General features: G+C 35.2%; 10 protein-coding genes and 1 other annotated feature (1 of these 11 cut by a window edge). Of the genes, 5 read left to right on the top strand and 5 right to left on the bottom strand.

All coding sequences use genetic code 11. The features are described 5' to 3' along the window. Positions 1-93: 93 nt before the first annotated feature. Positions 94-1,794 (bottom strand): septation ring formation regulator EzrA, encoded by a 1,701-nt coding sequence (gene ezrA, locus ACEPXG_RS11945; protein WP_391202600.1) that lies wholly within the window; start codon positions 1,792-1,794, stop codon positions 94-96. A 148-nt stretch (positions 1,795-1,942) separates the two neighbouring features. Here ezrA and hisJ point away from each other — a divergent pair, with 148 nt between their 5' ends. From hisJ to ACEPXG_RS11960, 3 genes are all read left to right on the top strand, one after another. Next, entirely contained in the window at positions 1,943-2,752 is an 810-nt protein-coding gene (gene hisJ, locus ACEPXG_RS11950; RefSeq protein ID WP_391202603.1) for a histidinol-phosphatase HisJ, read from the top strand. Between the two features lie 3 nt (positions 2,753-2,755). After that, positions 2,756-3,235 (top strand): GAF domain-containing protein, encoded by a 480-nt coding sequence (locus ACEPXG_RS11955; RefSeq protein ID WP_391202606.1) that lies wholly within the window; start codon positions 2,756-2,758, stop codon positions 3,233-3,235. Positions 3,236-3,583: 348 nt separating this feature from the next. Continuing rightward, positions 3,584-5,161 carry an FMN-binding glutamate synthase family protein gene (locus ACEPXG_RS11960; protein ID WP_391202609.1) on the top strand — a complete coding sequence of 526 codons (1,578 nt, stop codon included), beginning with the start codon at positions 3,584-3,586 and terminating at the stop codon, positions 5,159-5,161. A 112-nt stretch (positions 5,162-5,273) separates the two neighbouring features. Here the strand turns inward: ACEPXG_RS11960 and megL are convergent, their stop codons facing one another. Continuing rightward, positions 5,274-6,461, bottom strand: a complete 1,188-nt coding sequence (megL, locus tag ACEPXG_RS11965) for a methionine gamma-lyase (RefSeq protein WP_391202612.1) — start codon at positions 6,459-6,461, stop codon at positions 5,274-5,276. A 73-nt stretch (positions 6,462-6,534) separates the two neighbouring features. Continuing rightward, positions 6,535-8,400, bottom strand: coding sequence for a diguanylate cyclase domain-containing protein (locus tag ACEPXG_RS11970; RefSeq protein WP_391202615.1), 1,866 nt, complete (start codon positions 8,398-8,400; stop codon positions 6,535-6,537). A 369-nt stretch (positions 8,401-8,769) separates the two neighbouring features. On the opposite strand from ACEPXG_RS11970, the gene rpsD reads away from it, so the two are divergent. Next, positions 8,770-9,372, top strand: coding sequence for a 30S ribosomal protein S4 (gene rpsD / locus ACEPXG_RS11975; RefSeq protein ID WP_151700623.1), 603 nt, complete (start codon positions 8,770-8,772; stop codon positions 9,370-9,372). Between the two features lie 137 nt (positions 9,373-9,509). Here rpsD and ACEPXG_RS11980 read toward each other — a convergent pair whose 3' ends face one another. After that, positions 9,510-9,764 carry a DUF3006 family protein gene (locus tag ACEPXG_RS11980; RefSeq protein ID WP_391202619.1) on the bottom strand — a complete coding sequence of 85 codons (255 nt, stop codon included), beginning with the start codon at positions 9,762-9,764 and terminating at the stop codon, positions 9,510-9,512. A 219-nt stretch (positions 9,765-9,983) separates the two neighbouring features. On the opposite strand from ACEPXG_RS11980, the gene ACEPXG_RS11985 reads away from it, so the two are divergent. Further along, positions 9,984-10,151, top strand: coding sequence for a hypothetical protein (locus ACEPXG_RS11985; protein WP_391202621.1), 168 nt, complete (start codon positions 9,984-9,986; stop codon positions 10,149-10,151). 389 nt (positions 10,152-10,540) lie between these two features. On the opposite strand, the gene tyrS is transcribed toward ACEPXG_RS11985, so the two are convergent. After that, positions 10,541-11,806, bottom strand: a complete 1,266-nt coding sequence (tyrS, locus tag ACEPXG_RS11990) for a tyrosine--tRNA ligase (protein ID WP_391202623.1) — start codon at positions 11,804-11,806, stop codon at positions 10,541-10,543. Between the two features lie 50 nt (positions 11,807-11,856). Then, positions 11,857-12,046: a binding site (T-box leader), on the bottom strand (it continues 6 nt past the right edge of the window).

Raw genomic sequence — 12,046 nt, forward strand, 5'->3', positions numbered from 1 at the left:
CATTCACTCCTTTTCGGAAAAAAACCACCTTCACAATTATAGTGAGGTGGTTCAGACTTGTATACACAATCTAAATACTAAAATAGATATTTTTTATGTACGCAAAGTATCTTCTTTCACAAGTACTTCAATCTTCTTTAGAGCTCCTGGCTCAACCTCTTCTACTGCAGTAGCCGCATCTTCCAAAGCTTTTGCATATCTTAGTTGTCTAAATGATTCTTCCGCTTCAAGTAATCGCATATGAACATTCGGATGATTTGCTCGATAACGATTACCGTATTGAATAATCTTTTCAGTTAATAACACATTTTCAAGCATTTCTTTCGCTTTTTGATGAACTTCCTCCATACAAGCTTCGGCTTGCGATAAGTAGTTATCCACTAATATCATGTTCAAAGGAACTTCTTGAAGACTTTGCATCGCTACATAAATATGTTCTTCTGCTTCCTCTAAACGTACATCCATGTCTTCAGGAATACCGGGAATATTCGCTTTCTGAAGCATACGATCCGTTTCATGCAGTAAGGTTTTTAAATCATCTAGCTTTGCACGTGCTTTGTTTTCATCGATACGCAGATTTTTTAAACGATTGGCAAAACGATCTTGCTCGTCATATAAGCGATCAATTTCTTCCGATATATCATTAAGTTCTTCTTGTAAGCTTGAATAGGCTGATTGTTCTTCCTCTACACGCCTTGAAAGTAGTTCAAATTTCTTATGTAACTCTTCCAATTCTTTTAAACAACTTTGCGGAATTTCTGCTTCTTTTTCTGGTAAGCGATAGCTTTGTTGTACATAAGCAGCTTCCTCACTTACAGCACGAGTAACTGAAGTAACTTCTTTTAGGCGACTTGCTGTTTTTTCTTTATGTTGATCTACATATTTTTTGGCTATTACTTCTTTTTCCAATAAATCATAGAATGTTTCAATTTCATCTTTTATTTCTTCCACTCTCGCAATTGTTTTAATCACTTTCAGTTCAATAATTGCCTCTTTCAATTCCTTCAATTCTTCTTCTATTCCATCTAATTTTGCTGACATTTCGAGATGTTGTAAGTAATATGAACTCTCTTCCATTTCTTTTTGACCATTTCTTAATTCATAAATACTCGCTGGAATTTTATGTTGAATTTCTGAGAGTACTGTTGGAATATCATTTAGAACACGAAAAAACTTTTGGCCATCATCTTGAACAGAAATAACAATCTCTCGTGCACTTAAGTAATTCCCTGTTTCCGTCAATTTATCAAATTCTTCAAAATGAGGAATAAATGACTCTAATTTAGTTTCTAGCGCAGGAACTGCATCACCAAATGAATACTGGTGTGCTAGTACTGTTTTTCTTGCAGCTCGATGTTGCTCCTTTAATTGTTCCATCTCTATTCGGTTCTTCTCTTCACTACCAATTAACTCTTCTAGTTCTTTTAATATACTCGACATTTTCTCGTCACATGTAGAAATTAAAGTTTGAAGCTCTTTTTCAATTTTTGACGCTTTGACAAATAGAAACTTGTCTACATTTTCTTCTGCATCAAATAAAAGAATATCGATTTTAGGCATTAGAACGTCCATTACTTCCGTCCAAGTATTTCTCCATCTTTCAAACATTTCTTCTGTTTGACCATTCATATTTAATTGTTTTACTTTTGTCATCTCTTCTAAAATAGGTTTGTTTTGAATTTGATGCTTTTCATGTTCTAATCGTTCAATTTCTGAATTATGTTTTCGTCTTATAATAAATGCAAAAATTGCAATGATTAAAAGTATAATAATCACTGGGATGATATACTTCATCGTAAGCCCCCTGTTCCAAGATCAAAAGTTCTTTTTCAAATGTTACTATATATATTACCATGCTTTTTATGTTATTGTTTCATAAAACAATAGAAAAGCAATGAAATCTTTGAAATATTTGTATTTTAAAGAGTGGAGGTTGGTTTTTTTGAAAAAAGATGGTCATATTCATACTCCCTACTGTCCGCATGGAACGCTTGACTCATTTCAAGAATATATTGAAAAAGCAATTAAAAGTGGGTTTGACGAAATAACTTTTACTGAGCATGCCCCTTTACCGTTAAATTTCATCGATCCTACTCCTGATCAAGATAGCGGCATGAATATAAACAAGCTCGAATCTTATTTGTCTGATTTAAATGATTTGAAAAAACAATATAGAAAAGATATTATTATTTCATCTGGATTGGAGATAGATTTTATCTCTGGTTTTGAACATGAGATTATTTCTTTTTTAAATATATACGGGAAATATTTAGACGATTCTATTTTATCCGTGCATTTTTTACATTTTCAAAATACATACACTTGTATTGACTTCTCAAAAAATACTTATTTAGAATTTATCAAACAAGTAGGGAGTCCAATCTCCGTGTATAGATTGTATTATAAAACACTTATGGATTCAATAACGAGTGATTTAGGAAAATATAAACCAAAACGAATTGGTCACATAACGCTTGTACATAAATTCCAGCATGCATTGTCCGAAAAAGTAGATGACCAAGAGGAAATTGTTTCTATATTAAAAGAAATAAAACATCAACATCTTCAACTTGACCTAAATAGTGCAGGACTTGCAAAACCATATTGTATGGAAAGCTATCCTCCCCCACCCTATATAATTATGGCAAAGCAATTAGGAATTCCTTTAGTGTTCGGTTCAGATGCCCATCAAGTAAACGATTTACATCAATTTTACGACGAATTTAAACTATTTATAGAGAATGGAGAATGAAAAATGTTTACAAAAACGAATTACTCACAGGATTTATCGGCTAATTACACGATGTTATCGAAACAATTAGACGCCCTATTAACTGGGGAAAAAAATATTATTGCAAATTTAAGTAATGCGTCGGCATTATTAAATCAATTTTTAGATCAGATTAATTGGGTTGGCTTTTACTTAATGGAAGATAACGAATTAGTGTTGGGGCCATTCCAAGGATTACCTGCCTGTGTAAGAATACCCCTTGCTAAAGGTGTTTGTGGCTCAGCTGCCAGCACAAAAGAAACGGTCATCGTTCCTGATGTACATGCTTTTCCAGGACATATTGCATGCGATGCAGCTTCTCAATCGGAAATCGTCGTACCTATTGTAAAAGATGGAGTTCTATTAGGTGTACTAGATATCGACAGTCCTATAAAAGAACGTTTCTCTGAACAAGATAAAGAAGGCTTAGAACAATTCATTCAAGTTTTAATCGCACATATATAAGAAACACAACTATTTTCGCACGCACCACTCGTTGATAATTTTATATTGCGTCTAGCCGACAACAAGGACTAGATTTCAAAAGGATTGGAAAGTGGCCGCGTCACTTTCCGATCCTTTTTCGGCACTCTTGTGATGAGCACTTATCCTCCCCTCTCTTGAAACTTGTAGAGACTTTGTGCATTTTGTTTGGATAAGGAGAAATAAAACCCTGTTTAAGAAGTAAAGCGGACGAAAAGTCATTCCGTTCGTTTAGCAGATCTTTAATTGATCGGATACTCTTTATTTTTTCTAATTCCACTCTATAATGGCATTTATCGTCTATTATAATGGTAAACTATTAATAAAATAATGAGAGGAGTGAGGGATGTGTCTTGGGTGGAAACTATTTCGATTTCTACAACATTACTAATTATATTTCTTGTTATCGTACCAATTTTAGCTGTAGTCTTTTTATACCTTTATGATCGAAAGCAAAAGCAACATGCTATACTTCGTAATTATCCGATTTTAGGCCGCATGCGCTATATACTGGAGAAAACGGGTCCTGAGCTTAGACAATATTTATTTGATAATGATAATGGAGGAGAACCTTTCAACCGCGAGGAATATTTGCATATGGTTCTGCCAGGAAAATACTTGAACAGCGTCATTGGTTTCGGTTCGAAGCGTAATTTTAATGAAGCAGGCTATTTTATTCGAAATGCGATGTTTACGAAACAAAATGAGGAAATGCGAGTGGATAACGAAGTCATGGTTGATACAATGCGTTATGTTCTCGATGAAGATAATTTGTTTTCAAGGAAAGAGCATTTGGAAGATATCCCTGCATTGTCATGGTTATTACCAGAAGAAGATGCAATTATTATTGGACCAAATTGTAAGCATCCTTTCCATGTTCGTAGTATGCTAGGGCAATCCGCGATGAGTTACGGAGCACTTGGCGAAAATGCAATTACAGCTTTATCGAAAGGTATAGGTATGGCTAAAGGTGCATGGATGAATACAGGCGAAGGCGGCCTGTCTCAGCATCATCTAGTTGGTGACGCAGATATTATTGCGCAAATTGGTTCGGGTCTATTTGGTTTCCGTACAGAAGAAGGGGAATTTAGTTGGGAACGACTTCGTGAGAAAGCGGAAATTCCACAAGTGAAAGCATTTGAACTTAAATTAGCCCAAGGAGCCAAAATGCGTGGCGGACACGTTGAAGGAGCGAAGGTGACCGAGGAAATAGCAGCCATCCGAAACGTTACTCCATATAAAACAATCAACAGCCCAAATCGTTTTCACCAATTCGACGACTATCCTACTTTGTTCGATTTTATCGATAAAATCCGGCAGCATTCCGGCAAACCAGTCGGTATAAAAGTAGTAATCGGAAGCAAACAAGATGCAGAAGAACTAGCGTCATTTATGCGGGAAACCGGTAGTGGACCAGATCATATCTCGCTTGATGGCGGCGAAGGTGGCTCTGGAGCTACTTATCAGGATCTTGCTGACAGTGTTGGTTTACCACTTAGATCATCCCTTATTCTTCTGGATGATGCATTAAAGAAATACGGTGTAAGAGATCGAGTGAAAATTATTGCATCTGGTAAAATTACAACACCTGATCGAGCTGCGATTGCCTTAGCAATGGGAGCCGACCTTGTTCAAATTGCACGAGGCTTTATGATATCAGTAGGTTGTATTATGGCCCATAAATGCCATACGAATACATGTCCAGCAGGCGTTGCTACTACAGATAAGAAGTTGCAGCAAGGACTTGTTGTAGAAGAAAAGAAATATCGCGTTACCAATTATATTTTGACAATGCGTGAAGGACTTTTCCGAATAGCATCGGCTGCTGGACTTGACTCACCGACAAAACTTGATCGACAACATGTCGTGTACAAAGATGAGCGAGGAAGAGTTTTCACGATAGAATAAATAAAGTACCGTTCTACCAGTGATGGTAAGACGGTACTTTATTTATTAAAGCAATACTCCCACTTGAATAGCGAAAAGGAAATAGCCAAGTAGAAGATAGACCAGATATGGATTAAAGTTTAGAAAAAGCTTGCTGTAAATCCTCTATTAAGTCTGTAGAGTTTTCTAGACCTACTGATAGTCGGAGCAATCCATCTGTGATACCCATTTCTAATCTTTCTTTTTCTGGTACGACAGAATGAGTCATCGTTGAAGGATGTTGAATTAGTGTTTCTGCATCTCCAAGACTTACAGCGATCTTTATTAACTTTAATGCATTCATTAGCTTTTGTGCATTTTTCATCCCACCTTGAACGGTAAATGAAATTAGCCCTCCCCCTGCTTTCATTTGTTTTTTGGCAATTTCGAATTGAGGGTTGTTCTCATCAAATGGGTAGTAAATATTTTCTACCATAGAACATGATTGTAAAAAAGTGAAAAGAGCTGCTGCATTTTTTGTATGACGGTCCATCCGTACATGCATTGTTTTCAAACCTCGGATAAGTAACCAAGCATCAAATGGAGAAATGATACCACCATAATCTTTTTGCACAGACATACGTATTGTCTCTATCTCTTCTTTTTTCTTACCAACAAGAATTCCTGCAATAACATCCCCGTGCCCATTAATATATTTAGTGGCACTATGCAATACAAAATCTGCTCCTAACTCCAAAGGGTTCTGTAAATAAGGAGATGAAAAAGTATTATCTACTACTACATGAATGCCGTGTTTTTTTGCAACCCGTGTTATTAATCCAATATCCACCATTTCCATTGTAGGATTAATGGGAGTCTCTATATAAATACAAACCGTATTGGGTTTAATAGCTGCTTCAATCTCTTCTTCTGTTGCTAGTGTTGAAAAGTCATGTGAAATATTGTACTTTTGCTTCAGTATATTTAAAAAGCCGAATGTGCAACCATATATTCCTCGAGTACAAAGAATATGATCTCCGGTCTTCGTTAAATGAACTAGAATCGTACTAACCGCAGCCATTCCTGAACCAAATGCGAGAGCTCCTTCCCCGTATTCCAGTGCGGCCATTCGCTCTTCTAGTACTTTGACTGTCGGATTCCCTAATCTCGAGTAAATTCCACCCGTTTCTTCTCCTGCAAACCTACTTGCACCTTGTTCAGCCGTTTCAAATGCAAATGTGGAAGTTTGATACAGAGGAACTGACAGACTATCATGATGATTCACAGAACTATACCCTTTATGAATGTATAATGTTTCCTTTTGATAATTTTCTTTATCCATTTTCACTGCACCCCTTTTGTAAACGCTTACATTTATTTTACACGGAATGATACAAAAAGAAAAGGCACTCATCCTATGAAAGATGAGATGCCTCGAAAATACGCAACTGATTTTTCCCGTTATTTTTCGCTTCATATAAAGCCATATCTGCATAATGGAAGAGATTGTGAAAAGTTACCTTATGTTCTCTTTCCCAAACACTCACTCCCATTGAAACTGTTACACTTGGATTTGTTTGCTTCGGAATTTGGGCTAATATTTGTTTCGATTCTTCGATCCCTTGTGTAATAGTCATTTGTGAGAAATAGATAGCAAGTTCTTCTCCACCCCATCTAGCTCCAATCCCTATTCCATCTGTTCGTTTTTGAATAATTGAAGCAATTTTTTTTATTATTTCATCTCCGACTTGATGACCATAGGTATCATTCACTTGTTTAAAATTATCGATATCCAAGAGTATGAAGACACCTCGATCTTCATTTTCCAGTGATGTTTCCACATATTTGTCTAAATATTTTCTCGCATAGAGATTAGTTAAATGATCACGATTCACCATTTCTTGCAATTTATGACGTAATTTTGAGTTACTAATTGCAAGGGAGGAGTGTTGAATTAACGATTGCATTAATTTAAAGCTGTCGAATGAAAAGAAGTATGGTTCTCTATGTAGCACAAGACTGAATCCCGTTATATGATTTTGCTCTTTTAACGGTATGGCAACTAGGGAACGATATTCATATTTTAGATCTGCAAGACGATTGAAATCTGCAATAAAAAGAGGGTCTCTCATTTTAATAAAATGATTAACTACATGTTGGATATATAATTGTCCATCAATCCTATGAAAAAATTCTGAACTTGCTGAGGATACTTGGTATTCCTCCTCTTCTCCTAAAAAGACGAAACAAGTTTGTTCTGGATGAAACGATTTCATTAATTGATTTCGTAAAAACAAAAGCATTTCTTCTAGCGATAAATTCATATTTAGCTTATGTGATGTTTCATTAATTAATTGTAAATCTGCTACCAATCGATGTGATTGGATATATAATTTTGCATTTTCTAATGCATTTCCAGTAGCAGACGCAAGCAATGAAGCAAATTCTTTTTGTCTTACCGAAAATAAATAATCAAGTGGTGTAGACATCTGCATAATACCGTAAATGCCTTGTTTACCTTTAATAGGAACATTTAATAAGCGAACCCCTAAATCTGTTGCTAGTTCAGATGTAATCTCACCCGAAACATATGCTTCTATTGTCGCCTGCCTTTCTGATGTGTAGTCAAACAACTTATAAGGAATCGATGTCTTTCTTTCTTGGTCATTTGATAATATTAAAATGGAATGGAAGCTAGGAAATGCGTCTTGTATAGCATTTAATGTTCCTTCTAATATCTGACCAATATCAAATGTAGAGTGAAACATTTTCGTTACATTAAATAGGTTTCGATATTGATGTTCCTGGTGAGTTAATAAGATTGTTTTCCTTATTGTTTGCACTAATTTACTAAGTAAAATGATAAAATCATTTACTTCTGAAGAGCAGGAAAATTTTTTCCATTTAGAAGTAGACTCCATAGTCAACAATCCTAAAGGTTGGTTCTCCATATCTCTTAACAGAATGGCTACTTCCCCATCGGTCAAACACTTTTTTGGAAGCAATGGAACAAACGTAAAGCTTTTTTCAAAAAAAAATGATTCAATCTCAATCCATTTAATCGCATTTATTTTTTTTGTCATTGAATGATTCCATTTTAGCTGTAAAAATGTATCTGCATCATAAATATAGTAATTAGCTTCTTCGACGTCGAAAAATTCTGAAAGTACAGCTTTTAAATCGTCAAACCAATTAAAACTAGATACATGTGAGAAGGCACTTTCAGTCCATATGTCTAGCATACGGCTTTTCATTTGTTCCATTATTGTTGTTTCTGTCATTTTAACACCTCTTAGCTTTCCAAGAGTGAATATGTTACTTTTATCATATACATTATAATTCTATTTGACTATACATCTCATAATTTGTCAATTGATTTCCTATTAGCATATAAGTAATTTATTTTAAGAAAGAATGAATTATATTGACTTTAGTCGGTTCAAAAGTTACAATGAAATTTGTGTAAAATAAATGCAGCAGTTGTATGATCTAGATTGCTCATTTTGTTCCTCTATTCAACAGAATAGATGGTGTATCCCGTAACCCTTTGGCTGCATGGGCGATGATACATGAAAACAAAATGGTACTAGTTTGGATACATCTGGTCTTATTTTACAACAAAATAAAACCAATAATAGGAGGAATCTTTCATGTCACGTTATACAGGTCCAGCATGGAAATTATCACGTCGTCTTGGTATCTCACTAAGCGGTACTGGTAAAGAATTAGAAAAACGCGCGTATGCACCAGGACAACACGGTCCAACACAACGCAAAAAATTAACAGAGTACGGTCTTCAATTACAAGAAAAACAAAAACTTCGTCACACTTATGGTGTTAACGAACGTCAATTCCGTACTTTATTTGATAAAGCTGGTAAAATGCAAGGTAAACATGGTGAAAACTTCATGATTCTTCTTGAAACTCGCCTGGATAACGTTGTATACCGTTTAGGTCTTGCTCGCACTCGTCGTGGAGCTCGTCAATTAGTTAACCATGGTCACGTAATGGTCGATGGTAAACGCGTTGATATTCCTTCATTCCGTTTAAAAGCAGGTCAAGAAATTTCTCTTCGTGAAAAATCTCAAAACCTTGACGTTGTAAACGAATCAATGGAAGTTAACAGCTTCGTACCTGATTACTTAACATTTGATGCAGACAAAAAAGTTGGTACTTTCGTTCGTCTTCCAGAACGTAGCGAACTTTCTGCTGAAATTAACGAAGCTCTTATCGTTGAGTTCTACTCTCGTTAATAGCTATACTCTGCAAAGAGTATTATTAAAAGCCCTAAAATCCTTGATTACTCAAGGTTTTGGGGCTTTTTTATTATCTACTATATAAAAAAACCAACCTACCCCGTTTAGAGCAGATCGTCTTTGTGCCACAGTAATTAGTTTATATCCATCTTCATACCTTCGATTAAATCGAGTAATCGTTGTTTGGTAACATCTGTCTCTTCTTTCAAAGCTTTAAAGTCATAGCCAGATTTATCTTTATTAACATGTACTTCTAATAAATCTCCTATTTTTGCATTTATCGTAAACTTATTTTTTAAAATGACTAGTTTATTTACTTTATTATCTTTTTCCAAAAGAACAACAAAAAAATCATCGAAACGATCAACTACGTATCTATTTGAACCCATTACGAACAGCCCCTCGACCTATTTAATAAAAATATACTAAAATCAATAATATAAATAAAAAAATGTAGACAATTTGTTTATCTATATTATTCTATACTATTTCTTACTCATTTATCATCCTTTTTTGATGAATATTTATATTTTTTTAATATTTTCATGACTATTTGTCTATTTTGTGGAAACACTAAGAAAGGAATAGCCAAAAAAGGAGGATATCATTTGATAAATAATAATAAGAATAATTTACCAAACGGAAAGTCGAGTAAACAAGGCGTTAGCACAAGGTTTAACGAACCCGAAAGATTAAGTGAGGATGATAAAAGAAATCTTCAAGTTAAAGATGGACAACATAATCATCATGTAGACGAACGTGGCGGAGCAAACTAGTGTTTTCAAATCTTAAGAAAAGCTCAAAAGTCCTTTGAGTGTATCTTGTCTTTACTATTTCTCGAGTGCTTTGGACGAAACATTTGCTACACTATTAACGAAGACTTTTATGGGGAATCTTGTGGCGGATGTTTGTCCGTACCTCTCTTGAAGTGTCTAAAGACAAGGTGTATAAAGTTTGGTTAATGAGGGACTAGATTCTTACCTACTCATTTAAAAGCGGACGAAGATACAATTTCGTCCGCTCTGTGCTTCTTTATCAATGGATGCTAACTATTTTTCCCAAGCACTACCCATTCTAATAATATAACCACTGTATCATATAAGCTTTCTATTTTAAGAAAAAGTAAAGCTACTTCCCTGTTATAGAGAAGTAGCTACTTTACAAATTATACAAACTTAATCATTTTGTAGTTTTTCTTTCCTCGACGGATAATCATAAACTCATCTTCTAAACGATCACTTTCCCCTACTTCATATGCTACATCTGTCACTTTTTCACCATTTACTGAAATAGCACCGTTTGCCACATCCTCACGAGCTTGTCTCTTCGATGGAGAAACAGTCGCTTCAACGATAAAATCTACAATATTTTTCGCATCTTTTGTCATCTCAACGGAAGGTACATCTTTGAAAGCGTCCTTCATTTCTTCTGCAGATAACTCTTTTAAATTTCCGCTAAACAATGCTTGGGATATCCGAACAGCTTGTTCTAAAGCTTCTTGACCATGTATAAGACGAGTCATTTCTTCTCCAAGGGCAATTTGAGCTTTACGTAAATGTGGCTCATTTTCCACTGTCTCCTGGAATGCTTCAATTTCGCTTCTTTCTAAAAACGTGAATATTTTCATGTATTTGATAACATCCGAATCCGCTGTATTAATCCAAAATTGATAAAACTCATATGGAGATGTCTTTTTTGCGTCTAACCATACAGAACCAGAAGCGGATTTACCGAATTTTGTTCCATCTGCTTTTGTTACTAATGGAATCGTAATGCCGAATGCTTTTGTTTCTTCTTCATGTGTTTTGCGAATCATTTCAAGACCTGTTGTTATATTCCCCCACTGATCCGATCCACCAATTTGAACACGACAATTAAAGTGGTCAAACAAATGTTTGAAATCAATACCTTGTATTAATGTATAAGTAAACTCTGTAAAAGAAAGACCAGTATCTAAACGAGAAGCAATTGAATCTTTCCCCAACATATAGTTTATATTAATAAGCTTCCCAAAGTCCCTTAGAAACTCGACTACATTCATCGAGCCATTCCAATCATAGTTGTTTACCATTTGAGCACCATTTTCTGCCTGGAAGTCAAAAATTTGCTCCATTTGAGCTTTAATGCCTTGAACATTTTGATCAATTTGCTCGATTGTTTGAAGTTGACGTTCTTCTGATCTTCCAGATGGATCCCCAATCATACCCGTTGCTCCACCTACTAAAAGAATTGGTCGATGTCCATGAAGTTGAAATCTTCTAAGTGTAAGCAACGGAACAATATGCCCAATATGCATGCTATCTGCAGTTGGATCTACTCCACAATATAAAGAAATTTTTTCATTATTTAATAACTCTTCTAATCCCTCTGCATCCGTTTGTTGGTATAAAAGCCCTCTCCAATTTAAATCTTCTAGTAATGCATTTGACATTCTAATCTCCTCCTAAATAAAATAAAAAAGCCCCTGCACGAAATAAATCATGCAGGGACGCTTTGTCAATTAGCGCGGTACCACCCAGCTTGAAGGAAAAATCCTTCCGCTTCAATCACGATATCGTTGTGAAAACGTCTAACTCCAAGCCTGTAATTCGTTTTTATACACTGACTAGCTTTCACCAACCGCTAGTTCTCTACACAGTATGTACAAACACTACTTCGGACTTTTCTTCGT

It is taken from the genome of Psychrobacillus sp. L4, from assembly GCF_042944905.1.
In the GTDB taxonomy this organism is placed as follows: Bacteria; Bacillota; Bacilli; order Bacillales_A; family Planococcaceae; genus Psychrobacillus.

Bases quoted from the DNA above. Each gene is read 5' to 3' on its own strand.
- ezrA (WP_391202600.1), bottom strand. From the start codon at position 1,794: ATGAAGTATATCATCCCAGTGATTATTATACTTTTAATCATTGCAATT.
- ACEPXG_RS11955 (WP_391202606.1), top strand. From the start codon at position 2,756: ATGTTTACAAAAACGAATTACTCACAGGATTTATCGGCTAATTACACG.
- ACEPXG_RS11960 (WP_391202609.1), top strand. From the start codon at position 3,584: ATGAGAGGAGTGAGGGATGTGTCTTGGGTGGAAACTATTTCGATTTCT.
- megL (WP_391202612.1), bottom strand. From the start codon at position 6,461: ATGGATAAAGAAAATTATCAAAAGGAAACATTATACATTCATAAAGGG.
- ACEPXG_RS11970 (WP_391202615.1), bottom strand. From the start codon at position 8,400: ATGACAGAAACAACAATAATGGAACAAATGAAAAGCCGTATGCTAGAC.
- rpsD (WP_151700623.1), top strand. From the start codon at position 8,770: ATGTCACGTTATACAGGTCCAGCATGGAAATTATCACGTCGTCTTGGT.
- ACEPXG_RS11980 (WP_391202619.1), bottom strand. From the start codon at position 9,764: ATGGGTTCAAATAGATACGTAGTTGATCGTTTCGATGATTTTTTTGTT.
- tyrS (WP_391202623.1), bottom strand. From the start codon at position 11,806: ATGTCAAATGCATTACTAGAAGATTTAAATTGGAGAGGGCTTTTATAC.